21 protein-coding genes and 1 pseudogene are annotated in these 25,276 nt (G+C 63.5%); 10 read left to right on the top strand and 12 right to left on the bottom strand.

The window, feature by feature from the left end:
- The first annotated feature begins 807 nt into the window (after nt 1-807).
- The 4 genes from GobsT_RS12685 to GobsT_RS12670 all read left to right on the top strand — a co-directional run bounded on the left by GobsT_RS12685 (nt 808) and on the right by GobsT_RS12670 (nt 5,428).
- Nucleotides 808-1,821, top strand: coding sequence for an AAA family ATPase (locus GobsT_RS12685; protein WP_010036996.1), 1,014 nt, complete (start codon nt 808-810; stop codon nt 1,819-1,821).
- A complete protein-coding gene (locus GobsT_RS12680) occupies nt 1,814-4,507 on the top strand; it encodes a S8 family peptidase (RefSeq protein WP_010036993.1) in 2,694 nt (897 codons plus the stop codon). The genes GobsT_RS12685 and GobsT_RS12680 overlap by 8 nt, the downstream gene beginning before the upstream one ends.
- Nucleotides 4,508-4,769: 262 nt before the next feature.
- Nucleotides 4,770-5,009 carry a type II toxin-antitoxin system Phd/YefM family antitoxin gene (locus tag GobsT_RS12675; RefSeq protein WP_197905113.1) on the top strand — a complete coding sequence of 80 codons (240 nt, stop codon included), beginning with the start codon at nt 4,770-4,772 and terminating at the stop codon, nt 5,007-5,009.
- Complete coding sequence (locus GobsT_RS12670; RefSeq protein WP_010036990.1) at nt 5,006-5,428, top strand: type II toxin-antitoxin system VapC family toxin; 423 nt, start codon at nt 5,006-5,008, stop codon at nt 5,426-5,428. The genes GobsT_RS12675 and GobsT_RS12670 overlap by 4 nt, the downstream gene beginning before the upstream one ends.
- A gap of 136 nt (nt 5,429-5,564) precedes the next feature.
- Here the strand turns inward: GobsT_RS12670 and GobsT_RS12665 are convergent, their stop codons facing one another.
- The 6 genes from GobsT_RS12665 to GobsT_RS12640 form a co-directional block, all read right to left on the bottom strand.
- Nucleotides 5,565-6,887, bottom strand: coding sequence for an outer membrane protein assembly factor BamB family protein (locus tag GobsT_RS12665; RefSeq protein WP_010036988.1), 1,323 nt, complete (start codon nt 6,885-6,887; stop codon nt 5,565-5,567).
- A gap of 145 nt (nt 6,888-7,032) precedes the next feature.
- The gene (gene arsB, locus GobsT_RS12660) at nt 7,033-8,127 is read right to left on the bottom strand and encodes an ACR3 family arsenite efflux transporter (RefSeq protein WP_010036986.1); all 1,095 of its coding nucleotides are present in this window, start codon (nt 8,125-8,127) and stop codon (nt 7,033-7,035) included.
- Complete coding sequence (locus tag GobsT_RS12655; RefSeq protein WP_010036983.1) at nt 8,124-8,549, bottom strand: arsenate reductase ArsC; 426 nt, start codon at nt 8,547-8,549, stop codon at nt 8,124-8,126. The genes arsB and GobsT_RS12655 overlap by 4 nt, the downstream gene beginning before the upstream one ends.
- A 105-nt stretch (nt 8,550-8,654) precedes the next feature.
- Nucleotides 8,655-9,515: an arsenite methyltransferase gene (gene arsM / locus GobsT_RS12650; RefSeq protein WP_029600761.1), complete on the bottom strand. Its 861-nt coding sequence runs from the start codon at nt 9,513-9,515 to the stop codon at nt 8,655-8,657.
- Nucleotides 9,496-9,918, bottom strand: coding sequence for an ArsR/SmtB family transcription factor (locus tag GobsT_RS12645; RefSeq protein WP_010036981.1), 423 nt, complete (start codon nt 9,916-9,918; stop codon nt 9,496-9,498). The genes arsM and GobsT_RS12645 overlap by 20 nt, the downstream gene beginning before the upstream one ends.
- Nucleotides 9,919-10,153: 235 nt before the next feature.
- Complete coding sequence (locus GobsT_RS12640) at nt 10,154-10,450, bottom strand: low molecular weight phosphatase family protein (RefSeq protein ID WP_010036977.1); 297 nt, start codon at nt 10,448-10,450, stop codon at nt 10,154-10,156.
- Nucleotides 10,451-10,678: 228 nt separating this feature from the next.
- On the opposite strand from GobsT_RS12640, the gene GobsT_RS12635 reads away from it, so the two are divergent.
- A complete protein-coding gene (locus GobsT_RS12635) occupies nt 10,679-10,858 on the top strand; it encodes a hypothetical protein (RefSeq protein WP_010036975.1) in 180 nt (59 codons plus the stop codon).
- Between the two features lie 272 nt (nt 10,859-11,130).
- Here the strand turns inward: GobsT_RS12635 and GobsT_RS12630 are convergent, their stop codons facing one another.
- The gene (locus GobsT_RS12630; RefSeq protein WP_010035719.1) at nt 11,131-12,291 is read right to left on the bottom strand and encodes a hypothetical protein; all 1,161 of its coding nucleotides are present in this window, start codon (nt 12,289-12,291) and stop codon (nt 11,131-11,133) included.
- 88 nt (nt 12,292-12,379) lie between these two features.
- On the bottom strand, nt 12,380-12,760 hold the full coding sequence (locus tag GobsT_RS12625) for a hypothetical protein (protein ID WP_010035721.1): 381 nt from the start codon (nt 12,758-12,760) through the stop codon (nt 12,380-12,382).
- A 91-nt stretch (nt 12,761-12,851) separates the two neighbouring features.
- Here GobsT_RS12625 and GobsT_RS12620 point away from each other — a divergent pair, with 91 nt between their 5' ends.
- The 3 genes and pseudogenes from GobsT_RS12620 to tnpC all read left to right on the top strand — a co-directional run.
- Complete coding sequence (locus GobsT_RS12620; protein ID WP_157506621.1) at nt 12,852-14,243, top strand: protein kinase domain-containing protein; 1,392 nt, start codon at nt 12,852-12,854, stop codon at nt 14,241-14,243.
- A gap of 66 nt (nt 14,244-14,309) precedes the next feature.
- Nucleotides 14,310-15,647, top strand: a complete 1,338-nt coding sequence (locus GobsT_RS12615; protein ID WP_010036973.1) for an HD domain-containing protein — start codon at nt 14,310-14,312, stop codon at nt 15,645-15,647.
- Between the two features lie 398 nt (nt 15,648-16,045).
- Nucleotides 16,046-17,125, top strand: a pseudogene (gene tnpC / locus GobsT_RS12610) (IS66 family transposase); the annotation flags it as partial.
- Nucleotides 17,126-17,214: 89 nt separating this feature from the next.
- On the opposite strand, the gene GobsT_RS41425 reads toward tnpC, so the two are convergent.
- The 4 genes from GobsT_RS41425 to GobsT_RS12590 all read right to left on the bottom strand — a co-directional run bounded on the left by GobsT_RS41425 (nt 17,215) and on the right by GobsT_RS12590 (nt 22,218).
- Complete coding sequence (locus GobsT_RS41425) at nt 17,215-19,827, bottom strand: hypothetical protein (RefSeq protein WP_029600758.1); 2,613 nt, start codon at nt 19,825-19,827, stop codon at nt 17,215-17,217.
- 146 nt (nt 19,828-19,973) lie between these two features.
- Nucleotides 19,974-20,630, bottom strand: coding sequence for a hypothetical protein (locus GobsT_RS12600; RefSeq protein ID WP_010036969.1), 657 nt, complete (start codon nt 20,628-20,630; stop codon nt 19,974-19,976).
- A gap of 33 nt (nt 20,631-20,663) precedes the next feature.
- Nucleotides 20,664-21,368 (bottom strand): hypothetical protein, encoded by a 705-nt coding sequence (locus tag GobsT_RS12595; protein ID WP_010036967.1) that lies wholly within the window; start codon nt 21,366-21,368, stop codon nt 20,664-20,666.
- A 106-nt stretch (nt 21,369-21,474) separates the two neighbouring features.
- Complete coding sequence (locus tag GobsT_RS12590) at nt 21,475-22,218, bottom strand: sigma-70 family RNA polymerase sigma factor (protein WP_010036965.1); 744 nt, start codon at nt 22,216-22,218, stop codon at nt 21,475-21,477.
- Nucleotides 22,219-22,571: 353 nt separating this feature from the next.
- On the opposite strand from GobsT_RS12590, the gene GobsT_RS12585 reads away from it, so the two are divergent.
- Together GobsT_RS12585 and GobsT_RS12580 are read left to right on the top strand one after the other, a co-directional pair.
- Nucleotides 22,572-23,804, top strand: coding sequence for a hypothetical protein (locus tag GobsT_RS12585; RefSeq protein WP_010036962.1), 1,233 nt, complete (start codon nt 22,572-22,574; stop codon nt 23,802-23,804).
- Nucleotides 23,805-23,974: 170 nt separating this feature from the next.
- Complete coding sequence (locus tag GobsT_RS12580; RefSeq protein ID WP_010036960.1) at nt 23,975-25,063, top strand: DMT family transporter; 1,089 nt, start codon at nt 23,975-23,977, stop codon at nt 25,061-25,063.
- Nucleotides 25,064-25,276 lie beyond the last annotated feature (213 nt).

The following is a 25,276-nucleotide window of genomic DNA, read 5'->3' as shown; positions in this document are numbered from 1 at the left end:
TAAATACTGGCCACGACGACTCTCGATTGCGGGGTAGTAAAGTAAGGTTGTCACGTCGTGGGCTCGACCATTCAAGAATGTAAAACCACCACTCGACTATACGGAATTCCACAGCTAGCAGAGGGCAAATTTTCGTCTTCGAGACTGAAAGCAAGTCGACAAACTGGTTGCGAGTCCCGGTTGTAACGTTTTTGCGAGAATTCAGCGGGGTGGCATTGATTCGCCCCGTTACTGACCATCAAATCACATTTCTGCGTTGCATCGTCACGCCTGAATAGCCGAAACGCCAAATTCGCGCTGCGACGGACGAGGTGCATGATGAGTTTGAGCTTTCAGTCAGCTTTGACGGGTATCGTGATTTGCTGGCACGGTCGATCGGGCAAAGATCCCCACCCCAGGACGCCAAACAGGAACGCTTGGCGTGCGTGGCGCGGGAGATCGCGCCGCCACAACGCACGGATCGCCGAAGCCGCCACGCTGATGCGATGAATCGGGGAGATGGACTCGTTTCCCAGAGTTTCCAGTACCTGGGGAACTGGCCAGCGCATGCGGTCCCACTCTGCCACCTCGACCGCTGCGATTAAGGTGTCGCGCCGAACTCATTTGGGGCGCATCATGGTGAGGGACGGGCCGGGGTGGGCCACCTCACGACTGAAATCGAGAGCAAGTCCGAAAGGCGCACCATCTCGCATCGCGGACCACTCCGAGGCTGGCGGATTACGAGCATAGATGGGCTTTCGTCAGTAGTGTAAACTCGGTTAGAAGAGGAGTGTTCGAGACGGTTGTGTCTCGAAAAAGGAACATGTTGTGGCGACCGCTGAGCAGCTCAAAGCCCTGATTCGAAGTCATTCTGCTCGTAACGATGAGCAGTTCCGGGCCGTTACGCTTCAGATCGCAGCCCACAACGCGAAGCACGGTAACCCACGCCTAGCCGAAGAGTTACGGGGGCTCGTCGAAGAGAGCCGGCGGCAAGCGGCTGCGGGTACGCCCCGGGCGGTCCCGATCGCGCGCCCTTCGGGAGAGCTCGCAGGCCTGGTAAGCGCTTCGTACCCGAACACGCGGCTCAGTGACATGGTGCTGCCCGGCCGCATCCAGCAGCAGCTCCAAGACATCGTCCATCAACAGCGCCAGCGGGAGCGGTTGCGCTCGCACGGCCTGGCCCCGAGGCGAAAACTTCTCTTGGTCGGCCCCCCGGGGTGCGGCAAAACGATGACCGCAGCGGCGCTTGCTGGAGAGTGCCAGCTGCCGCTAATGTTCGTGCAACTCCACGCCCTGATAACGAAGTTCATGGGCGAGACGGCCGCCAAACTGCACATCGTGTTCGATGCGATGGCCGAGACCCGTGGCGTGTACCTGTTCGACGAGTTCGACGCGATCGGCGCCACCCGCAACGCGTCCAACGACGTCGGCGAGATCCGTCGCGTGCTCAACTCGTTTCTGCAGTTCATGGAGCGCGACGACTCGGACAGCATCGTCGTGGCGGCGACGAACTTCATCGGCATGCTCGACGACGCACTGTTTCGGCGCTTCGACGACGTCATCGAGTACGAGCTCCCTGACACCGGTGCGGTGCGGATGCTCATTGAGAATCGACTCAGTTCGTTTACACTGTCCGAAGTGCGCTGGCCGGCCATTACTGCCGCCGCCCGTGGCCTTTGCCACGCTGAAGTGGCGCGAGCCGCTGAGGACGCCGCGCGGGCCGCGGTCTTGGCTGACGTGACCACTGTAGCCGGGCCGCTGCTGGTCGAAGCAATGGCGGCGCGTCGCTCGATGCGCGCCGAGAAGAAGAAGAGGGGAAGGAAGCGTCGCCCGAATGAGTAAGCTGCCCCACCTACGTCTCGTTCAGAATGCCGAACCGATTTCTTACACCTCAACCAACACGGGCGGGGGCGGTTCTTTTAAAACCCCGGCCCGTAACCCCACAACGCACGCCCCCGAGCTGAAAAACGGGTTCGCCGCCGCTCGAGATCAGGCCGCAGAGATCCGCGTCCGCGAGCGCGGGTCGGGGCTCGATGTGCTCACACACGAGCCCGGCGGACTGGTGCTGACGTTCGAGAGTGATAAAGGAGAGGAGCTGAACCTCAAAGGGCTCGAAAAGGTTAGAGACGGGATCGAGTTGCGAAGCGTCCTCCCGCGCGACGGCGTCGAGACGGCACAAGTCTTTGTCGCCGATGGGAAACTCGAGCACTTCTTTAAGCTCGTCGAGACGTACGCGACCCGAACGGTGCTCACCATCAGCGCCGACGAGAGCATGCGCGCGACACTAGAAGGGCTGGTTGACAAAAAGCGAAAGGTTTCAGTCAGCATCAAGGAACCGTCGGACGGAAAACTCCCCGCATCGATCACTTGCCCGGTCAGCGAAAGCGACCGCATCATCACCGCGCTCGGTGAACGGGCCACGGTCTCGAAGCAGGTGCGAAAGAACACTCCGCTCGTCGCGAGCATTGCCAGGGTGCGGCTGGCCCTCGTCCGCGATTTTTGGGCCGAGAAGGAAGAGTTCCCCGACGAGGCTGAGGAACGGTGGTGGGAGGTGTGGTTGCACGCGCTTCGCCCGCAAGCCGAATCCGTTGTCGCGCGGTTTCGTTCTTTGACCAGTGCCCTCGGGATCCGCACCACCACGCGTTACGTGAGGTTTCCCGAGCGGGTCGTGCTCTTGGCGTACGGTAGTGCGGCCCAGTTCTCCCGGTCCTTGGAGCTACTGAGCCTCATGGCAGAGCTCAGAAAGGCGAGGGAACTCGCCGGCCCCTACCTCGAGTTGCCGGCTCGCGACCAAGCCCAGTTTGCCGCCGCGATGCTCAAGAATGTAGTCGCCGCTGGGAACGAGGCGCCCAGCGTTTGCATCTTGGATCGTGGTGTTCATCGCGGGCATCCGCTTCTTGAGCAAGCACTGGCCGAATCGGACGCCCAGAGTGTTGATGAGAGCTGGGGAGCGCACGATCACGATCAGGAGCAGCACGGAACCGGTATGGCCGGCATCGCGTTATTCGGGTGCCTGACCGAGGTGTTGGGCACCAATGAGGTGATTCGGCTGCGCCACCGGCTCGAGTCGGTGAAGATCCTTCCGCCGCCCCCGAGCGAAAACGCTCCGGAGGTGTACGGCGCGGTGACCCAACAGGGCGTGTCCCTGGCGATGATGAGGCGGCCCGATCGGAACCGAGCGATCTGTATGGCCGTGACGGCGAGCGCGACGCCGCAGGGGTTGCCCTCCTCGTGGTCCGGGGCCGTTGACGAAATCTGCGCGGGCGTTCTCGACGAGACGCCCAAGCTCATGTTCATTTCGGCCGGGAACGTGCGTGCGGAACTCTATTCGCCTGAATATGAGTACCACCGGTGGAACACAACTTGCGCGGGGATCGAGGACCCGGCCCAGTCCTGGAACGCGATCACCGTCGGGGCGTTCACGAACAAGGTGACGATCCAGGATCCGACGTACGCCGGCTACGAGCCCATAGCCGAAGCTGGTGACCTGTGCCCGACGAGCCGCACCTCACTTGCCTGGCCCGAGGATCACCACCCGGGCTGGCCGATCAAACCGGACATCGTGTGCGAGGGCGGGAATTACGGGGCCCACGGCGGGTCGCGCTCGAGCGTCGAGGACCTGTCGCTGCTGACGACCATGCTGCACCCAAGCGGGCGGCTGTTCGACACGACGCGCGACACGAGCCCGGCGACGGCACTGGCCGCACGGATGGCGGCCCAGTTGTGGAGCCACTACCCGAAGCTGCGCCCCGAAACCGTCCGCGCCCTGTTGGTTCACTCGGCCCAATGGACCCGTGCGATGACCGGGCGCTTCGGCCTCGAAAACAAGGCCAACGTCCAAAGATGTCTTCGCTGCTACGGGTACGGCGTTCCGGACCTCGACCGGGCGGTGTACAGTCTGAAAAATTGCGCCACGCTGATACACGAAGGGGCACTTCAGCCGTTTAAGTTCGATTCGGAGAAGAAGAAGCCCGCGACAAACGAGATGCACCTTCACGCGCTGCCGTGGCCGCGAGAAGAGCTGGAAAAGCTCGGGGAAGTGCCCGTTACCATGCGCGTGACATTGTCTTATTTTGTGGAGCCGAGCCCGGGCAGTGTCGGGTGGGGAGCCAATCACCGGTACGCATCACACGGGTTACGCTTTGACGTCATTCGGCCACTCGAGAGCGTTGCGGAATTCAAACAGCGCATTTCGAAGACACAGTGGGAAGACGAGAAGGTGAGGCCGAAGTCGCAGTCGGAAACGCGCAACTGGGTCGTCGGCGACAAGGGCCGAACCCACGGTTCGGTTCACAGTGATTGGTGGGAAGGCTCAGCGGCCGAACTCGCCGCGTGTGGCTCGATAGCCATTTATCCAGTGACGGGCTGGTGGCGCGAACGGGCCCATCTCGGGCGGCTGCTTCAGAAGGCGCAATACAGTCTCGTCGTAACCCTACTGACGGAAAATGTGGAAGCAGATCTGTACACGCCAATCAAAAATGTCACGTCGGTACGAGTAGAAACGTTGACCGAAACGACGATTTCATGACTAAAAATGGAACGGCGTTTGTTTCGATTCGCGTAACCATCCCTTTTAAATGACACTGCTTTTTCGAGCTTAAGAGTCGCTCGAAGTCCCCTAACCTCCGATAAGCATCTATTATCGGAGGTTAAAAAGTGGTGGCCCTAGAGGCCTCAGCGCTGCGGATCGGCCGGGGTCGTGTAGCGAAATGTGTTGCATTTTGTATAACCGCTACTTATACTAGTCTAAGACTAGTTTGACACATTCGATGGTTATGGTTACAGTTGGATTGTACGAAGCGAAGACAAAGCTCTCCGAGTTGCTCGACCGGGTTGAAGGTGGCGAAGAACTCGTCATCACCCGCCACGGTGTTCCGGTCGCCCGACTCGTCCCCGCCGCTCACGTCAGCCGAAGGGACATTGCAGGGGCAATCTCCGAGTGGCGGCGCCTTCGCACCGATACGCAACTGAACCCTCCCGGTGCGGACCATGTGACCGTGCGGGATCTGATCAACTACGGAAGGAAATGACGGCGCTTTTTGTTCCCGACTGCTCACTTACGATGGCCTGGTGCTTCGCGGACGAAGCGACTCCCGAAACCGATAAAGTTTTAGACCTGCTCTCGCAGGGCGCGGAAGCGATCGTTCCCGGGCACTGGTCGCTCGAGGTGACCAACGTTCTGCTTGGCGCCGAGCGGAAAAAGCGCCTCACTCAAGACAAGGCTACGCAGTTTCTGACCCTTCTCGAAACGCTCCCGCTATCCGTCGACCCCGACACCGCCGCTCGGGGACCCACTCACACCTTGGCCCTTGCTCGTGAAACCGGGCTCACGTCCTACGACGCTGCCTACCTCGAACTTGCGATACGTAAAGGCGCTGCTCTCGCGTCGCTCGACGGTGATCTGTGTGCGGCAGCTAAATCGCGCGGGATCACGGTTCTGGGCCGGTAGCTCGCTTAACATGCGAGACTTCATTCCGTGCCGAGCTTCGAAAAGGTCAGCGCGTCCGCTGGTCAATTAAAAACGGGCGGGCTCGATGCCCGCCCGCCGTTCGACATTCTCAGTAGCTCCACGAGCGCGGCCGAAACTATTTCGCCGCGAGGTCCACGCAGATGATTTCCTTATCGTTGCGGACGAACATCTTCTTGTCGGCATAGGCCGGGGCACACCAGACGACCTTGCGACCGAACGCGGCACCGGTTTGCTCGATCACCTTTGCGCGGTCAACTTCTTCGTACTCTTTTGCGGTGAGCTTCCCGATCACCAACTCCCCACTCTCGTTGAAGAAGAAGAATCGGTCGCCGTTCTTCACGATGAACGACGTGTCGGACCCCTTGGGGTCACCGGCGAGCGGACCGGGGGAGTCCCAGAGGCGCTTCCCACTGGGAATTTCAACGGCCCTGAGCGCCCCGCCCTCGTCGTGCCCGTAGATGATGCCGTCCTGCACGAACGGCTGCACGTTCACCGGCGAGAGCCCCGAGCCCTTCTTGTCTTTGAACAGCACCTCGACGCCGGGCTTGTCCGCGTTCAACTCGAGCATCAGGTTTTTGGTCGAGTAGCCGCCCACGTACACGTACTCGCCGCTTCGCACCGGGGTCATGATGATGGAGGTGCTGGTCGCGTTGTACGGCGTGGTCCACAACTGTTTGCCGGTGTCCGGGTCGACCGCGTAAACGGACTTGGGCGCCGCAACGATCATCTGCCGCACACCGGCGGCCTCGGTGATCAGCGGCGGGGCGTACCCGATCTCTTTGTCGTCGCCGGCCTTCCACAGTTCCTTACCCGTGTCCTTGTCGAACGCGACGACGTGGGCGCCCTCACCGCCCACCACCGTGATCAGCTTCTTGCCGTCGAGGATCGGGTGCGCGGCGTAGCCCCAGATCGCGGGCTTGGCCTTGTATGCCTCTTTGAAGTCGACCTGCCACACGAGCTTGCCGGAGTCTGCTTCGAGACAGCGGAGGTCGCCCATCGCGCCGAGCGCGTACACCTTCCCGTCGCTCACCAGCGGCGTGCACCGGGGACCGGCGGGGTAGCTGATCTGGTACGCACACGGGTACTCGTGTTTCCACAGTTCCTTGCCGGTCTTTTCGTCGAGGCACAGCACCCGCTCGGTGCTGGCGACCTTTTTCTCCGTGTCGAACGGGTCGGCCGGGTTCGCGGCCCCCTTCGCGAGTTCGCGGTCGGTAACGTACACCTTGCCGTTCGCGACGGCCGGGCCGCTGTACCCGGCGGCGACGGGAGCGCGCCAAACGACCTTCGGCCCGCCCGCTGGGAACTTCTCGAGGATGCCCGTTTCGCGCCACACGTTGTCGCGCTTGGGTCCCATCCACTGGGGCCAGTCGTCGCCGCTCGCGAGTGAGGCGGTGCCGAGCGCAGCGGACGCCGCGACGAACAGGGTGCGCAGATTCATTGCGATCTCCGTGACGGGTTCGACGGGAGCACCTTGGCCGCTCGCGCCGGACGGGGTCAGAGCTTATTGTTAGCGAGTCGCGGTGAAATCTGCGCCTCGGGCGAGACGTCGATTTCCGTCGCAGCCGTCGTTTCTCGAATAGTTGTCAGGCGATACTTCTCGAATCGAACCAGCTGCGGCTCCGGTTGCACATCGCACACACGTTGAGCATCACCGGCACTTCCACCAGTACGCCCACGACGGTCGCAAGCGCGGCTCCCGATTCGGGGCCGTACAAGGCGATCGCGGTGGCCACGGCCAGCTCGAAGAAGTTACTCGACCCGATGAGAGCCCCCGGTGCCGCAACGTTGTGGGGCACCCGCACGAGCCACATCAGCCCAAAGGTCAGCGAAGCGTTGAAGTAGACCTGGATCAGGATCGGGACCGCGATGAGCGCGACGTGCAGCGGGTTCGACAGGATGTTGTCCGCCTGGAACGCGAAGATGAGCACGAGCGTTCCGAGCAGCGCACCGATCGCGGCCGGCTGGAACCTCGGCAAAAAGCCGTGCTCGAACCAGTGCCGTCCTTTTGCACGTACGAGCACCGTGCGAAGCAGCACCCCAACGGTCAGCGGCACAACGATGAACACGCCCACCGAGAGCAGGATGACGTTAAAGGGGACCGCGAGCCCAGCAACACCGACCAGGAAGCCCACGATCGGCGCGAACAGCACCAGCATGATGAGGTCGTTGACCGCGACCTGCACGAGCGTGTACGCCGGGTCCCCGTCGGTGAGGTAGCTCCACACGAACACCATCGCCGTGCACGGGGCGGCCGCGAGGATGACCACGCCCGCCGTGTACTGCCGCGCGAGTTCATCTCCGATGAGCGGCAAGAACAGGCCCTGGAAGAACACCCACCCGAGCGCGAACATGCCGAACGGCTTGACCAGCCAGTTCACGAGCAGTGTTACCGCGAGCCCCTTTGGGCGGCGGGTGACGCCCGCGACGGCCGCGAAATCGATCTTCATCATCATCGGCACGATCATCAACCAGATGAGCAGTGCGATGGGCACATTGATCGGGCTGCCGGAGCCGAACTCGAGGCCGCGAAGCGCGTGCGTGGCCCCCGGGAGCGTTCGCCCAATAGCCACGCCGAGCGCCATGCAGAGCGCGACCCACACCGTCAGGTACCGTTCGAAAACGCTCATCCGTTTCGGGGCCGCCGTCTCGGGCGGCGTCTGTGTCGCACTTGCGCTCATGCCGCACCTCCCTTTATCGGCACACCGAGCGCCTCGAGCATCGTTTTGACCTTGCCCTCGATGAGGTCGCGGATGTTGCGGAACTCGTCATCTGGGAGCTCCTTCGGGTCCGGGATCTGCCACTCCTCGCGCCGGTCAGCCAGGACCAAGGGGCACGCGTCCCCGCAGCCCATCGTCACGGCCACATCAATGGCCCGTCCGTTGAACTCGTCGAGCGCCTTTGAGCCGTGCGCGGCGAGATCGTACCCGCGCTCTTTCATGAACTGGATCGCGCGCGGGTTCACCTTCCCCGAAGGGCGGCTCCCCGCCGAGAACGCTTCCACAGCGTCGCCGCCGTGGATCCGCGCGAACGCTTCCGCCATCTGGCTCCGGTTGGCGTTCTCCACGCAGACGAACAGCACCCGCTTCTTCCCCTCACCCATGTGTCTGTCTCCCTGAAAATATGCTTGGTTTCGCGCGCACGCTCCTATCGCGCCACACGGGCACGTGTTCGTGCGGACCACAGTGATTCGATGGCGCGAGTACCGCTACGACTTGACCGCGTACACCTGAACGCTGGCTGCGAACTCGTTAATGTCGTACTTGGCGGTGAGGTGCGAGAGGCCGCCGTGCACACTCGCCGTGCCCTGGGCCTGCGGGGTGCAGCAGGACGACGTCGCCTCGTCCATCGCCGGGGAGCAGCACGCCGCCTGCCCTTCCACCTTCGCGTACGCGTTCAGGTCTTTTTTCGTGTCCACGATCTGAACGGTAGAGAACCCGGCCGCTTTGAGACCGCTCTCGTACTCCTCAACCGGAATGGCCCCCGCCACGCACCCGATGTACGCCATCAGATCGTTTCCGACCTCGGGCGGCAGTTGTTTTTTCAGGGCGATGTCCGAGATCGCCACGCGCCCGCCGGGCTTGAGGACTCGAAAGATTTCGCGGAACACGGCCGCCTTGTCCGGAACCAGGTTGATCACACAGTTCGAGATGACGCAGTCGGCCGAGTCGCTGTCGAGCGGCATCTGGTTGATCGTTGACAGGTGAAACTCGACGTTCGAAAAGCCCTGTCGCTGCGCGTTAGTGGTCGCACGCGCGACCATCTCCGGGGTCATGTCGATCCCGATCGCACGCCCGGTCGGCCCGACCTTCTTCGAAGCGAGGAACACGTCGAGCCCGCCGCCGGAGCCGAGATCAACAACGACCTCACCCGGGCGCAGGTTCGCTGTCGCGGTCGGGTTGCCGCAGGACAGCCCCATGTTGGCTTGCGCCGGGATGCTCGCGAGCTCCTCGGCCGAATACCCGAACGCCTCGGCCACGGCGTGGACACCACTGTGCGTCCCGCTCAAGTCGCTTGCTGCGACCGCCGCGTATTTGTCCCGTACCGCATCAGTTATCGTCTTGCTCATCGTTATCCTTCTCCACCGCGCAGTTCGCTCCCGGGTCTTCCATCAAACAGAGGGCCAGATCCAGGAGCGGTCCCACGCACACGTTCACGACCCGGTAGTACACGTTGTTCCCGTCGCGGCGCGACAGGATCATGCCCGTATCCGAGAGCCGCGTGAGCTGGTTCGAAACCGCTTGCGGCTTCATGCCGAGCGTCTTCGCCAGGTCCGTCACCGTCGCCTCTCCGCTCCGCACGATGTGGTGCAAGAGCCGGAGCCGGGTGTCGTTGGCGAGCACCTTAAAAAGCGCCATCACCTTGACCGCCTCGACGAACGACAACAGCGGCCGGTCCTTCAGCTCCGGTCGGGTGTCGCAGCACTCGTCAGCCTTCGGCTCCGGAACTTTTGCGGTCTTCTTGGTGCTCATCGCGCTCTCCCTGATTAACGAATACACGAAGTCGTGTATTCGTGTCAATAGTACTCGGCTGCTTTTATTCCACGGCTCGGCCGAAGCGGGGGCAATGCGGGTTGAAAAAGAATCGGTTCGTAGGGGCTTCCGGCGCGAGGTGCGGATGACGGGGCGTTGGAAGGTAGCCGGTGGTCGAAGGATGTGCGTTGTTGGCTGACAAATGAGATGAACGGGGCCAACCCAAAGCGAGAACTCATTTTCCGCCGGATCCCACCTCCAAGTGCCTTCGCAGCTGCATGAACACGCTGAGCATCAGGCGGCCGATGTCGTCGCGCCGCTCGGCGTACTTTGCGGACTCGAACGGTGCACCGTCGAACAGCTTTGGATCGAGGTACGGGAGCGGAATGCGGGCAGCGGCGCCGGTCACCTTCGGGCACGCCGTGTCGGCCTCACTACACACGAGGATCGCGGCGCAATCGCGCTGCGGGTTGTGCGGATCGGAGTACACCTTCGAGAACTCCCGGGTCTTGAGCCCCTTGCCCCACCTCACGCTGTAGACGGGGTTCGCGGCCCCTTTCTTCCCGCGCGGCGCGTGCTTTCCCGTCGGCTCGATCTGGACCCCGATTTCGCCGAGCGTTGCGATCGTGCGCGGGTTGATGGCTTCGGGCTCACCTCGTCGGACGCCCTCTTTTGCGTGAGTTCCGAAACGGGCAAAACCTCCTGGACCGAGCCACTCCCCGGTGGACGCGGGTAAGGCAACATCGTCGACGCCGGTGCGGTGCTGCTCGCGCTTCCGCCCAACGGACAGCTCACCGTGTTCGAGCCGAGTGACAAGGAGTTCAAGAAACTCGCGAGTTATAAGGTGGGGGCGAGCGCGACGTACGCGTACCCGATCGCGATCGGGAACCGCATATACGTGAAGGACAAGGACTCAGTCATTCTGTGGACAGTCGAGTGAGTCTCGCCGAGTGCGTTCGCGTCTGCGTCACCTCGCCTCTGGGTGAGGCCACGCAGGTTGCAACGTTCGTTTGGGAGCAATTTCGTGTTTAGTAAACAGTGCGCGACGCACGGATGCACGGCAACGAAGGGGCCACACACACAGTGATACTGTACGTGTGGCCACATTTCTGATGCTTTCAGCCATCGATACAATCATCAGAATCGGGTTAACCCGCGAATTCCCCGCAGGGGGCAGACATGGCTGACGATGCGCCCGCTCTCGTGACGAGGTCACGCCACGGTTTGTGCTGTGGCACCCTCTGATTTGTGGCAGAGTGTATCTCGTTTGCGGAACGAGGAGCCCGGCCGTTCGGCGAAGAACCGTGGGAGCCGGTCGTCTTGGCTCAGCACGGCGGCCCGCAGTTGCAGGATCGATTCGGCACCGTCGGGCCGGGTCCAATGCTTCTGTGTGCTCTTCACCCGGGCGTTGATCTCGCCCACCAGTGACTCGACCAAGCTACTCGTCGTCGGTAGCCCGTTGCGCCGGTATCGCGGGTACGCCATGCGATCCCGATTGTTCCCCAAGTAGGTCCGCGCGTGCGCCACCACCCGGCGCGGGTCCCGGCGCTCCTCGGCCGTCGCCGCCTCACCCGGTGGGGGCTCACCCAGCCGCGCCTGCCACTGATCCAGTTCGGTGAGCACTTCTCCAACGCGACCCTGCCAGCACGCGCGCATCCAGGCCACGTATTGGGACCAACCCGACGCCTCATCGGGGCTCACGGCCGCGGCCGACGAGAACACGTAACACACCGCGTGCAGGAAATCCACGATCGGCTCGAACGCACCAAAGTACCCGCGCCAGATGGTCCAGTTGTACGCCTGACCGTCGGCTACGAACGCCCGACGCGGGGCCTCATAGAAGCGCCGCTCCTGGGCCTCGGCGGCCATCATCGGGCCGAACGCGGTACTCCCCTCCAGGCTCGCCACGCACGTCCGCACCAACCGCGTCGGGGACCACCGCTCGGCCCCTTCGGGTTCCCCGGCCGGCACCGGGGGCGTCGATTCGTCCACGGTTTCCGGGGGCGCGACCTCGCCCGCCGGGCCCTTCATCTGCTGCACCAGGCGCCGCACCCGGCGCGGGCAGCGGAACGACTCGGGCGGCTCGGGGCACGGGTCCGTGGCGAACGTGGGGCCACTCAGGGTGGCCAGGCACGCCACCTTGTCCTCCTTGTTCTGGGCCTCGTGAACACCCGGGCCGGCGCCCGCGGCGCGGGTGCGGATGCGCCCCCCATCGACCTCGACCACCACGGCCACGGGCACCACCGCGGTCCGCGGCTCTAACTGGCGGCGCCGGTGCTCGACCGCCTTCCGATCGCGCCGCGCGATCAACTCGTGCCCGACCTCGTGAGCCAGTCGGCGCACCTGGTTGTCGCTGATCGTGACCCCGGTCATCCGCACCGCCTCGGCGGCATCCCGGAACGAGGAGAACCGGGCGGCGGCCGTGACGATGCGTTGAACGACCGAGGAACTGTACCCGTGCTCATCCAGCCCGAGGGCCAGCCGCAGGGGGGAAAAAGTCCCGCCGGCAGGCGGGACAATGGGCGATCCGTTCGGCCTGTTGAACCGTGGCCCCTTGGGCCGCCAGGGTGCGGGTGTGTGGTCGGGTCGGGCACGGCTCGCCACACACCGGACACGGAACCTGTTCGGGCACCTTCCGGGCCTGCTGGTGGAGCATCTGCTGGAGGGCACCTTCGGTGAGCCCTTGTGCCGCCGCGGTGGCGATCTGCTCCATCGTCCGGAAGTCCACGTCCAATCCCGGCCCGTCGTCCCCGAACGCCCGCTTGGAAACGATTTTGCCCCACTCCGCCGCCAGTGCTCGAAGGCGGTCGAGTTCCTCGGCCGTGAAACGCGGTGTGCTCATGACTCGCCCCGCACGAGAGTTGCGGCGAAATCGCCCCGCGCTTTTCCTATCCCGTGCCCCGAGGACCGCAAGGCCTACTGCAAACCGTGGCGTGACCTCTCTCGTGACGACTGGCAGCAACCAACGTAGCAGCTTCACCACAGGGCAGCATAAAATGGCTGGCCTGGGGGAAAAAACCAAATCAGTACTCGAATCGCTTCTCGACGAGAGTGCGAGGATTGACGATACGTTTCATCCTCTCGCAAAACTGTCAGATGAAGATTGGGCGGCGATGGCTACCGCTCTCGATCATCCCTGGACGGATGAGAATGCAGCGAGCCTTTTGAGCAAACTCATTGAGCAGCTCAGCAACGGTCCTCAGTCTCCGATTGATTGTAATTTTATTGTTAAATTCATCCGCGCGCACCAAAACGATCCTGATGCCGTCATTGATTGCATCAACCTCATTCCACCCGAAGGGTTCACGATTATCTCCGCGATGTCTCGAACGGGGAGCCAAAAGAGGGTCTACCACGCGAAGTGGAAGCAGGCGCAGCGCGAAGTTGTACTCAAACGGTTACTCGGGAACCGCACCCAGCAGGAGCTCATTCTAGACCGAGAACTTCAGTCGCACCCGCTCGCGATGCGCCACCCGAACATCATCGCCACACATCCGCTGCAGAACGTCAAAGGCGACAAGTTTCTCGTTGAAGAAAAGCTACCCTTCGCCCTCAATGACGCCTGGCGTGCCAATGGCACCCACGAGGCCGCGAACCTTTTGTACGACATCGCCCAGGCCATAGCGTACCTGCACGGCGAACTGGCACTCGTTCACGGGGACATCAAGCCGGACAACATCGGGCAGAAGGACGGTTCGTACATTCTGCTTGATTTCGGCATCTGCCGCACGTCCTGCGATTTCACACACGAACTGTCGGTCACCGGCAGTCTTCGCACGCGCGCGCCGGAACTTTTTGAAGACGGCCCCTACCCCTCAGAGCCCAGAAAGTTCGATGTCTGGGCGCTAGGGGCAACGGTGTACAAGGCGGTGACTGGGAGTTTTCTCTTCATCGACGACAATGAGAGAGTTCCACGCACATCGACCCCCGCTGAGAGAAAAGCATTCGAGGGAAAAATCCGAGACCGGATGCGCACCCAGTGGGAGCAACGCGTCAGGCTGGACTCGGTGCCAGACCCTCTTCGGGCGGTCTTGGCGCGGGCGCTGGTAGCCGCTCCAGAAAGGCGAGCGACCGCGAAGGAACTCGTTCATCTGTGTGGTCAGAAGTTGGGCGCCTTTTTGTCCGGGATCGGTAGCGGGAGCGTGGCGATCGAGACGGAACTCGAACAGCTCTTGCAGCACCTGCCGCGCACCAACGCAGTGCTCAGAATGCCGGCGGCGAGTAAGCAGCGCCTCAGAGAACGGCTAAGGCAGTTACGGACATTCTCTAGGGCGGCCCGAGGCAGAGAATCCGAGATCGATGCGCTTATTGAATTGCTGGGGTGAGCTATGCGGTCGAGTCGTGTAAGGCGTATCCAAGACAGTGTCCACGGCCTCATGGAATTTAGGGGCATGGAGACGCTCATCGTGGAGGTGCTTCGTACCCGCGAAATTCAGAGGCTCCGCCACATCCGCCAGCTCGGGCTTGTGCATCTAGTGTTCCCCGGCGGCGAGCACTCTCGACTCGTTCATTCAATCGGCGCTGCCTACCTCGCGGTACTCTTTGGCAGGCACATTCAAGAAGTAGGGCGCGACTCGATCACACCGTTTCTGCTCCCCGACGAGGTGGCGATCAGGGACTTCGCACTCGCGGCGCTGTTTCACGACCTCGGGCACGGGCCCCTCTCGCACGCATGGGAGCGCGAGATCATTGGTGAGGACTACGACGAGGGTAATTGGAGACAGGGGCTCGGGCTTCCAGCCGCAGCAGGCGCCGTGGGAGGGCGCAGGCTGAAGTGGCACGTTCTCGTGGGACAGGCTCTGCTCGCTTGGCCCGAGGGCGAACTGCACCAAATGCTCGAATCTTACGAGCGCGGGATGGCTGAACGGATCGGTGCATTTTTGCTTGGCGAGTATCACCTGCCCTACCTGCCGCGACTACTGGATAGCGATATCGACGTCGACCGCAGCGATTTCCTTCGCCGTGACAGCCAGCAGTGCGGCGTTACGTTTGGGGGATATGACCTCAGTCGGTTGATCTCGACGTGCGCACTGGGGACAACAAACGAAAAGACACTTGTCGTGGGATTCGATCGGGCCAAATCGAGACGCGTGGTCGAGCATTTTTTGGTGGCACGACGTGCCATGTACGAAGCCGTGTACTACCACCGCACCGTCAGGGCGGCGGAGGGGATGGTGGCGCTCTTTCTGCGCCGCTTAAAAACCGTCGTGCGCGACGGACAATTCGCGGCTTTCTCTCGCGACCGAATCGTTGGGCCTTTGATGGACATGGTCGCCGGCAAAGTGGTGACACTTCAAGCCCTGTTGTCCGCTGATGACTTCGCCTTGCACGTGCTTGTCGAAATTGTGGCTCAGGCTGATGGAGCGGATCCCATCGTGGTCGATCTCGCCAAGAGGATACGAACCCGCACCTTATTCAAATCTGTTCCGCGATCTTCTGAACAGATTAGTAGTTTTCTGAAATCACCCGAGGCGTATCCGAAGATCAACAAGGCGCTTATCGATAGTGGCTTCAAGGAGCCAGAATCTTATCTCGTCCGGGACCACCCGAAGTTTTCATTGTTATCGAAGGCGCCGAGCGAATGGGGTTATTTTGTAGATGACTCAGGAGGGGCGGCCCCTATTCGGGACGATGACAGCTTCAGAACACTTTCCCAGCCCTTGCCAGAGACGGATCGTCTCTTCGTACCAGAAGAGGCACTGGATGCGGTGGCCAGGGTAATCCGCTAGGCAATTCCAGGTGCCGGCGGCGTGCATTGCCGGCCCCTCAGAGCCTCTAATACTACTCCGTTACCTCGCCGCAACTGCTTGTTTTACAACGTGTTATGCACACCCCTCCGGAATGCACCTTGACGGAACATCTTGTAGGATCTGGACTTGAGTCAAATGGAATGCTCACTGCCACGGCGGAATGTTTGCTGCTCTCGTGAACGGACTAGCCAGAATCGCTGGGATTTGAACCCATTGCGGGGGCACGGACCTGTAGGTGTAGATCGCCATAAATCGCGACAATTTAATTAGTTGTGGCGAAGTAACGGAGTAGTACTAAAGTCTCAGCTATTTATCTCCTGGTGTAGGCGTTCACGGTTGTGGCCGCTGTGAGTCTTGCTCCGTATTCCTTCTGCGGCATGGCATCTCCAACGCTACCACCTGAGGTCTTCGACGCGCTTCCCCCGGCGGTGCAGGCATACATCCGTTACCTCGAAGCCCGGCTCGGGCAGAACTCGACGAACTCCTCAAAGCCCCCGTCGTCCGACCCGCCGCACGTCAAGGCCGCCCCGCCGAAGGCCCCATCCAGCAGGCGCAAGGGCGGCCAGCCGGGGCACCCTAAGCACTCCCGTTCCGACCTGCCCGCGGACAACGTCATCGAGTTGCGGCCGAGCACCTGTGACCGGTGCGCACACGCGCTCTCCGGGGGTGATGCGCAACCGCTCCGCCACCAGATCATCGAGTTACCGCCGGTTTGCCCGCAGGTGACCGAATATCGTCGGCACCGGCTCGCGTGCCCGAACTGCGGGCGTATCAACCGCCCGCCCCTACCGGGTGATGCCCGAGGCGGGTACGGGCCGCGGGTCCAGGCGGTGTGCGCGCTCCTCAGCGGGGCGTACCGGATCGGCAAGCGGGGCGTCGCGCGGCTGTGCCAGGACCTGTCCGGGGTACCGATCAGCCCGGCCGCCGTATGCGGCCTCCAGCGGAAGGCCGCGGTCGCCTTGGGGCCGGTCGTTGAGGAGGCCCGTGCCTACGTCGTTGGGAAGCCCGCGAACGTGGACGAGACCGGGTGGCCGGAGGGGCGCAAGCGGGGCTGGCTGTGGGCCGCGGTGACCGCCCGCGTGACCGTGTTCCTGGTCCGCCTGTCCCGTGCCCGGAAGGTGCTGGGCGAGTTGATCGCGGGCCATCCCGGAGTGCTGACCACGGACCGATACTCGGCCTACGACCACCTCCCTGTGTGCGAGCGCCAAGTCTGCTGGGCGCACCTCCGACGAGACTTCCAGGCCATGATCGACCGGGGGAACGGCGGGTCGGGGGTCGGCGAGGACCTGTTGACCTACGCCGACATCCTGCTCGACCAGTGGAAGCGGGTGCGGGACGGGACGCTGACGCGGCGCGGGTTCCGACAGACCTACCTCGGGTGGCTCCGGGCCGGGGTGCGGGGCTTCCTCAAGCGAGGGGCTGAAGGCGCGTGCGCGATCACGGCGGGCGTGTGCCGCGAGTTGATGGCCGTCGAACCGGCCCTGTACAGTACGCGCCCGGTGAATCACACCCTCGACGGGCGGGTACCTTCACCAGCGAATGGGCCTCACCGGACCGGTTCCAGTTTTGCCGAGTACGCAATCGAGACCGCACCAACGAAACGTTCGAACGCATCACCTGTGTTCACTTGGTGTTGGTGGCAAACATTCGTTGCCGCGCTCCCATTTGGGAACCAAGACTTTAACAACTCGCTCCGCGCGAGCGCCAGATCGCGACCCGTATCTTCGCGCACTCGGAGAGCGAACTTTACCGCCGGTGTATCGGGAATCGTGTGGCGGAAGGCTAGCAGGTGCGAGACCGACCCCTGCTCGAGAATGTTGGACAACAAGCTGTGACTGATCGGCTCGTCAGCACCTGACCACCCGAGTCGGCCTATCGTGCACGAGACCAGGAACAACGTGTCCAACTGGGCCGCCCCAAGGGAATCCACCAACTCATCCCAAAGCACGACCGCGCCTCGGTCCCAGCAGCCGTGGGCCAACACGAGAAGGTCGCTGAACTGACCAGCCGAATACGACCGCAGATTCCCTGCGGTCGCCTGCGTCCCTTGGCACCCACGGCCCTTCGTTCGCTGGAGGAACTTCGCCCCGGGCGACCAGCGATCCTTTTCGCTCTCGACCTCCTTCTCTCTGAAGAAGCCGCCGAACCGACCGTTTGGGTCGTGTTCGGGCAGGTACGCGAGCCACCCCAGCGAGCGGCCGGTCCCCTCACCCGACCGCCTGCCGGTGGTGTCCATTCGCTCCTGAAGCACCAGCCCCGGTGTCCAACGAACGGTGCTCCCGCAGTGCACGAGCGGCCGCTCCGAACCGCCGGCCAACCGGACGGTCAACAAATCAAGCGGGAGGGCTTGGGCCGCGCCGGCGGCGGTGAGCAGGATGTTGGGCTCGGGATCGTGGGCGGCCAACAGGTCGGACACCGCCGCGCTGAGCAGGTCATCAACCTCGGCGAGATGCGCGCCGAGTTCGTGGAGCAGTGAGTCGGCCAGCGCGCGGCTCCGGTCGGGCACCTCGGCGCGCTTATGATCCTGCCAGGCCCGCGCGATTGAGCCGTCGAAGGTTTCGACGGCGCGTTGGATCGTGTCCACGGCGCCATCAAGAGCTCGCGCTCGCCAGCGAAGTGGGTTCCCTTCCGACGCTTCGACGGTGTAGACGAGCAGGCGTTGGCCGACGGGCTGAAAACCGAGCAAGACGACGGGTCGCTCCGGGTCACCGGGATAGCGGCCGAGCAGCGAGGCGAGGCGAGGGTCACTTTGGTCAACCACTTCGCCCAGAGTGCGGTGGCCATCGCCTGGCAGCCGGGGCGTGTTCTCGAGCGCACCGCGGCGCGGAAGCGTCTCGTCCGCACGCTCAGCTTCCAGGGCGGCCGAGCTCAGCTCGTCGTACGAAAAGGCGCCCACGGCCCTCGGTTCCTCTTCCCCGGCCGCCGAAACCGTCAGGCCGGGCGCCCCGTCCGATTCGCCAGCCGCCAAGACGTCCGCCCCGACCTCGTCCGTTGGTCCGGTAATAGGAGCCGAACCCCGCTCGAGCTCAACGACGGGGGACGCCTCGCGCGGCGCGGGCGGTCCGGGGAAGCGGTCCAAGCACAGCACGACCACAGGCCAGTTCTCCCGACTATGCCCGCTGGCCTGGTTCGTGAGCGCCCACTCAACGGCCTGGCCGAGCAACCGCTCGCGGTACTTGCGGGCAGTCGGCGGAAGCTGGGCCAGACGTTCGACCACTCGCCCGGTTAACTCGGCCCGGCCCGCGTCGGTCAGCCCCTGGTCGTGTTCGAGGGCGAAGAGCGCGAGTTCCACGGCGCGTTCCGGTTGAACGCGCCGACGTTCGAGCTCCGCGAGGAAAGAGCCGGTAACGGCCTTGCCGAACACGCCCTTGATGAACGCCGGAATCTGTGCCTCAGACGAGCGGGCTTTGAGGCCGTGAGCCAGTCCAATTGCGATGGCGACCGCACCTTCGGGGATAGAGCCATCACGATGCTCAATCGCGTGCATGAAGGCGTCGATGTCGAGCGTGGCGATCTCCCGGTCTGTTACCGGCTCGCCCGCCAAGTATTCGGCGAGTGCCTCGGCGTTGGCAGGTTGATCGATCAAGAGATGCGGTTGTTCGAACCACTCGTTCAAAGTGTCCCGACCGACGACGTCCTCAATCAATTCAGCCCCGCTAAGTTCGCGAAGAACGCGAACCCCTTCTCGCGCCCAGCGAGCAAGCCGAGCCGCGGTTCCCCGTTGCAGGTTAAGGTCGCTTACTTTCTCCAAAACCTCGAGCCAGTCACTCGCACTCGAAAAGACCTTGTGGTTGCCGTTGACGGTCTGCACCAGCCCGTTTGCCGCCATCGCGACCGCAAGGGCATCACGAATCTGGCCGGTCTGCGCTGCCGCCACCAACAAAAGTGCGCTGGCTTCCGGCACAACCTCCGTGATCTTCGACGAGAAGTTGGATGGGGACGGGAGGAACGGACGCCGGAGGTGAAACGAGTGAGGTTTGAGGCCAAACACCGGATAGAGGAAACAGAGCGCGGCCTCTGGATTATTGTTCGCGAGTGCCTGCCGCGCGAGCCGAAGTTGCAAAGTAAACGGCGGAGTACTGACCTCGTCAGGCGCCGACTGGTCGGTTTCCTCGTGACTCTCACCCGATTGGTTCGGCGAGTCGGTGTGCGAGTTCATCTTTGAGCCGGCTCCAGGCACCTAGGCACCTGCCCAGGAACAGCAAGTTGAAAGGCTTTCAAGTCGCAAGCCGGGGCTCGAGGATGGTCCTCGAACCCCGGCGACGTAGATTTTATTCGCACTTGACGGAGTCGCTGACGCAACCGTTAAGGTTTCATGTTCTTAATCAGCCACTTGGTGAACTCTTCCTCGCTCATCTTCGTCAGCTTCGCCACCTCGTCCTTAGTCGCCTTGCCTTGCCGGTCCAAAGCCCAGTAGGCGTGCTGGGCGATGAACCGCGCCTCGTTGGGCTGCAGGCCAAAGGTCTTGGCGTACTGCTGGATGTCACCGACCAAGCCGGCGGCTTCCTTGAAATCCGCGACCTTCGTGCCCTCGGCCCCGAAAACCGTCGGTTCGCGGAAGGTGACCCGCACATTCCCGTCGAGCGGCTTAGTACCGGGCCTGATCTTGATCGCGTCGAACCGGCCGATGGTTTCCCCCGTGTCGGGATGGCGGCCCTGCGTGATTCCCTCGATCACGAGGTGACCGTTCGTCACAGCGTCCGCGAGGGTAGAGTGCTCGACCCACTTGGTGCCATCGTGGACCTCGACGACTACCTTGCCCTCGTGCAGGCTGAGCGAGGTACCGGCGGTGGGCTCCTTCAACTTCTTCTTCAAGCACGCCGCGTCGACGTTGACGCCGTTCTCGCCCACCGTCCAGGAGCCGGCCTGGACGGCCATCGGCTGGGTTCCATCGGCCAGAGCGGCCAAAGGCAGCCAGAGCGCAGCGACGACCGCGAGCACGAGGCGAGAGAGCACGTTCATGAGTTCTCCTCCAGTTGTTGGCCACGGGCGACATCAGAGCCGAATGGGAATCGGCTGGGCGACGAGCTCGGTCTTCTTCCCCCGCCGTTCGGCGAGAAAAACGTACAGCTGTTGTGCGCCCGCTCTCGATGATTGGTCGAGTTGCAGCGTACGCGCCTTGAACTTCGACGTCCGAAACCAGGAATCGATGGGAATGGCGGGATTCCCGACCGCGACCAGTACCGCTTGGTAACGCGCCGTGCTCACGTCCTCGAGCCCCTTGATGGTGACTTCCAGGTCGCCGTCAAGAACTTCGTAAACCACCGACAGTTCTTCAGGCCAATCGGACGGGCGATTCGACCACGCCGGCTTTCCCGTCCACACGCGAGACGCGGAAGTGAACTCCTCTTTCGGCGCGGCCGCGGCACCGGCGTGGGCTCCGAGGCCGGCCGCCACGACCTCATCCTCACACGGAGCGTCTTTGAACTTTTTGGGTTCGCGCCAGGCGACGGGGCCCTTTGGCTTCGCATCGGGCGGTGTCGGTTTGGGACCCAGAAGAGGGGCGTACATCGCCAGCATCAGGCGAGTGATCCTCTGCCGAAGAACGGGGTCTTGTTCGATCGCGTCCTGCTCCTCCGGCGTCCACTCCGATTCGCCCGTGAGGACGGACAGGTACCGCAGGGGCGAAATGTTCCTGGGTTCGTATTTTGGCTCGCTCGGCGAGTCCCGGCCGTTGCTATCCAGCTCGTTGTCGTTCACGGAATGACTCCTTGTTGCGAGGATGACAAGGTCACTTCAACCTTGTTACTCCCGCGCTGCGGGAACTCGGGCGACAGAATTCTGTCGCCCGGTGGTTTGCTGGCGTTTAGCCGTCGCACTGGTCAAGAAGGCGGGCGTGCAGAATCGCATAACTGCCCCACAGCGACTGATAAACGGCGTACGGGGCGCAGCCCGCTTGCTGCGCGATTTCCGCGGCCGAGAGGCCGTCCCTGTGGCGCGCGAGGAAGACGTTGCGATCCCATTCGTTCGGGATCAGTTCCGCGAGCTCTTCGATCCAGATGCGCTCGTCGGTCTGGCGTTGTGGCTCGTCCTGGTCGGCCGGTTCCGGCACGGCGCCGGCGGCCAAGCCGTCGTCGGGGTTGACGAAGGAGACCGGCAAAATCGGACCGATCAAGGTGTCAGTGTGGTAGAAGCCGCGGTACCACTCGCGCGCACTGTTCCAGGCAATCTGAGCGAGGTACCGGCTGAATTGATCATCTCCCTGCTGCTCGTCGAAGTTCCGGTTGGTGAAGAGGAGGTGGACTTTCCAGGCGTGCAGCGCTGCGCTGGCATCGCAGTCTGCGCTTTGTTGGCCCAGACGGCGCGCCGTTGCTTGGCCCCGCGCCACTTCAGTGGTCAGGACGCAGGTACACGCCGGGGAGCAGATCGTGTACCGCGTGTAAACGAAGCACCGGTACTCCTCGTCGGCGTAGTGCCACCGGCGCGAGCAACCGCACGGCTGGTCGGTCCAGCCCGGCGGGAGGGGCGATTCGAGCGGAACAGGCGGGTCAGGCCCCGCGTTAACGGCGTCGTTAATCGGCACCTGGTTCGGGCCGGTGGAGTCAGCCACGGGGTGTTCTCCTTCGTGGTGAGGCTTTCTCAGTTCCAACCTTCGAACACATGAAGCTGCTCGGCTTGCAGCGAAGATTTCGCGAAAGTCAAATTCCAAGACGGTTTTCTTGCTGGCTGATTTCCCCTCTACCCCCCTGAACGGGCGCTGAACGGGCGGTTGTTGCACGAAAAAAGTGATGCGGTGAAAAATAAGTTCTCATGGCCTCTAAGTCATTGCTCTGCATGGGTTAACGGCATTGAAAAAAACCACAGCAACATCTCTGCAACGACGGAAATACGCTCGCCCGTAGTCGGGGTAGCCCGGCCGAAGGTCGGTCGGGCTGCTCACTGCCACCCGACGCGAGTGTCATCATGGCCCAGCCCTTCCGGTCCGCCCTGTCCGACGCCTCCCGCCTCGACAAGCTGTCCATCCTCCCGGAGGCGTGCAAACAGATCGAGGCAGGGCGCACCTTCCCGCCGCCGCCGATGACGGTCCTGACCCCGGACGCCCTGCAGTCCCTCACCCTGGAACTGCGCCAGGGGCGCGAGCACTGGAAGGACGAACTCCTGAAAAAGTGCAAGCCCGACCTGAGCCCGGCGGAGAACGCCCTGGCCGTCCTCAAGGCCGCGTCGCTGAGCGTGAAAGCGACCCTGTTCGACGATCTGGGCGTCCGCACCGGGTTGCTCGACAAGATCAACGGGATGCTGAGCCACAAGCAGTTCACCGTGGCCATGATCACCGGCGGCGTCAAGATCGGGAACGAGCTGAAGACGGGCCGTACGCTCACCCCCGACCTCGCAGACTGGACGTCCGTCAACGTGCTCCAGGGGGTCGCCGACGCTCTGACCGAGGTGACCGACGTGCCGACCCGGCTCGTGCTCGTCGCTGACGGGCACCTGCACTCGGCGGACGCGGGGTTGGACGCCCGCCAGGCCGACCTGTTCCTGGAGACCCTGCAAGACGACGCGCGGGCGTTCCTCGGCGCGCTCGACGTCGTGCTGGCGTCTCCGCGCAACGTGCTCGACGACCGGTGGTTTGAGTTCGTTATCGACGAGATCGTCAACGTGCGCGAGCAGGCGAACAGCAACGAAGACTTCCGGGCTCAGCTGGCGTCTCAGGCGGACAGCCTGGTGTCGAGCGTCAACCTCCGCGCCCGCGGCTGGTCCTACGAGCACACCGTCCAGGTGTTCGGGGCCGTCGGCGGGCACCAAGTCGGCAGCATCGCGGCGAAGGACGCCGAGGACCTGTGGTTCCTGGCGGCCGACCTCTCGGTCGGGTACACCGCGAACAACCACGCCGTGCGCGACCTCGGGCTGGTCGAACGGGTCGTGCGCGAGGCCGTCGGCACCGATCTGTACATCCGCGCTTCGGTGCACGCCAAGCCCGGTGAGCCGCGACTGGCGCTGGCCCCGTCGAACTCTTACGCCCGCCCGTACCTGCTGCCGATGCACTCGAACGGGCAGGTCGCGCGCAAGGAGGGCGGCGAGCTGGTGTACGGGCCTCTGTTCGACCTCGAGGGGCGGTACCACGGGCTGAAGCTGTTCGGATTCCGCGACGAGCGCAAGAACCGCACCCGCCCACTGTACTACGCGAACGCGGAGTGATTCAGACCCGTTCGACCTAACGAAACCACACGGCCTTGGCGTACCATTCGCCAAGGCCGTGTGGTTTTTGAATGCAAATACTTGAAACACCGACGAGGACTAAGTCCGTTAGAGAGGTGCAGCCGGCCAGCATCGAAAGCCGGTTGGTTCCTACCCTCGCGGAGGTGACAATGACGAACAACTCCCGCCCTCAAGCGGCCCCGTGGTGGGCGCGCCTGAGCCCGCTCGGCATGGCCTGCTTCGTGGCCCTGTGTGTCATCACCGGTACGACGTTCCTCGCGATGCGGGTCGCCGTTGGCCCGCACGGCGGCTGGCCGCCCTTCACCATGGCCGCGTCGCGATTCGCGGCCGCCGGGACCGCGGTGCTCCTCGTCCTGCGGGCGCTGGGCCGGCCGGTGATGCCCGCCCGCCAGCAAATCCTGCCGCTCGCGGCCGCCGGGCTGCTGCTCTGCGGCGGCGGGACGGGGCTGGCGACGCTGGCGTCCCGCTCGGCCGGCTCCGGGCTCGTGTCGCTCTTCTTCGGCCTCGGGCCGATCATCGTGACCGGCCTCGAAGCCGTCATCGCGCACCGGCGGCCGAGTTCCCGCGGTCTGCTCGGCATGACCCTCGGGGCGGTGGGCGTGGGCGTGCTGGTCCTGCCCGCCGGCGTCACGGTCGATGCGGGCCTGACCAACCTCGCGGCCCTGGTGCTCGGCCCCGCGTGCTACGCCGCGGGTGCCCTGACGGTCAAGTACCGGGTGAACAAGGACGCCCTGTGGACCGTCATCGGCTGGCAGATGATCGCGGGCGCCATCCCGCTCGCGGTCGCTGCGGCCGCCGCCGGCGAACCGCTCCCGGCACCGACGGCCCCGGCTTGGGCGGCCTGGGGGTACCTGACGGCGGTCAGCTCGGTCCTCGGGTTCGGGGCGTACATGGTCGCCCTTAAGCGCCTGCCGACCCCGGTGTTCATGTCGCACACCTGGGTCATCCCCATCATCGCGATGATGCTCGGCTGCGTCTTGTTGGGTGAGCCGTTGACCTGGCAGTCGATCGCGGCCGGGGCGTTGATCGTGGCCGGGTTGGCCACCCTGGTGACGGCGAGCGGGAACCGCCCGAACCCGCCGCCTTCGTCCCCGCCGAGCAGCAACTGCGGGGCGCCTCCGCCAGCCCCCACGCCCACGCCCACGCCCACGCCGGAAAAGATGCCCGCGCGTGCGTCGAAGCAGGCCCGACCGTTCTCGCTCCGGTTGATGAACGCCTTGGCCGCCCCGCACTGGTAAACCGAGTTGGGTCCGAAGCAACTTCAGGTCGGGCGGGGGCGGCATGGTAGCCGACGCCCCGCCGGGGCTGCCCCGTCGGTCGTCGTCCTTCTCGGAACCGGTGCTCTGGCGGCGTTGTCCTCCCGCTTGACGCGCCAGAATGTGTCCGCCCGGTCGGCTGAATATCGAACTGTTCGGATGTCGTATCCCTGAGGTAGTTACGCACGGAGTGCG

This window comes from Gemmata obscuriglobus (assembly GCF_008065095.1).
Taxonomy (GTDB): Bacteria; Planctomycetota; Planctomycetia; order Gemmatales; family Gemmataceae; genus Gemmata; species Gemmata obscuriglobus.
The sequence above is the reverse complement of the archived record's forward strand: the minus strand, read 5'-3'. Positions and strand labels throughout refer to the sequence as shown.

Bases quoted from the DNA above. Each gene is read 5' to 3' on its own strand.
- GobsT_RS12615 (WP_010036973.1), top strand. From the start codon at position 14,310: ATGGAGACGCTCATCGTGGAGGTGCTTCGTACCCGCGAAATTCAGAGG.
- GobsT_RS41425 (WP_029600758.1), bottom strand. From the start codon at position 19,827: ATGAACTCGCACACCGACTCGCCGAACCAATCGGGTGAGAGTCACGAG.
- GobsT_RS12680 (WP_010036993.1), top strand. From the start codon at position 1,814: ATGAGTAAGCTGCCCCACCTACGTCTCGTTCAGAATGCCGAACCGATT.
- GobsT_RS12670 (WP_010036990.1), top strand. From the start codon at position 5,006: ATGACGGCGCTTTTTGTTCCCGACTGCTCACTTACGATGGCCTGGTGC.
- arsB (WP_010036986.1), bottom strand. From the start codon at position 8,127: ATGAGCGCAAGTGCGACACAGACGCCGCCCGAGACGGCGGCCCCGAAA.
- arsM (WP_029600761.1), bottom strand. From the start codon at position 9,515: ATGAGCAAGACGATAACTGATGCGGTACGGGACAAATACGCGGCGGTC.
- GobsT_RS12655 (WP_010036983.1), bottom strand. From the start codon at position 8,549: ATGGGTGAGGGGAAGAAGCGGGTGCTGTTCGTCTGCGTGGAGAACGCC.
- GobsT_RS12600 (WP_010036969.1), bottom strand. From the start codon at position 20,630: ATGAACGTGCTCTCTCGCCTCGTGCTCGCGGTCGTCGCTGCGCTCTGG.
- GobsT_RS12645 (WP_010036981.1), bottom strand. From the start codon at position 9,918: ATGAGCACCAAGAAGACCGCAAAAGTTCCGGAGCCGAAGGCTGACGAG.
- GobsT_RS12625 (WP_010035721.1), bottom strand. From the start codon at position 12,760: ATGAGCACACCGCGTTTCACGGCCGAGGAACTCGACCGCCTTCGAGCA.
- GobsT_RS12580 (WP_010036960.1), top strand. From the start codon at position 23,975: ATGACGAACAACTCCCGCCCTCAAGCGGCCCCGTGGTGGGCGCGCCTG.
- GobsT_RS12585 (WP_010036962.1), top strand. From the start codon at position 22,572: ATGGCCCAGCCCTTCCGGTCCGCCCTGTCCGACGCCTCCCGCCTCGAC.
- GobsT_RS12630 (WP_010035719.1), bottom strand. From the start codon at position 12,291: ATGACCGGGGTCACGATCAGCGACAACCAGGTGCGCCGACTGGCTCAC.
- GobsT_RS12665 (WP_010036988.1), bottom strand. From the start codon at position 6,887: ATGAATCTGCGCACCCTGTTCGTCGCGGCGTCCGCTGCGCTCGGCACC.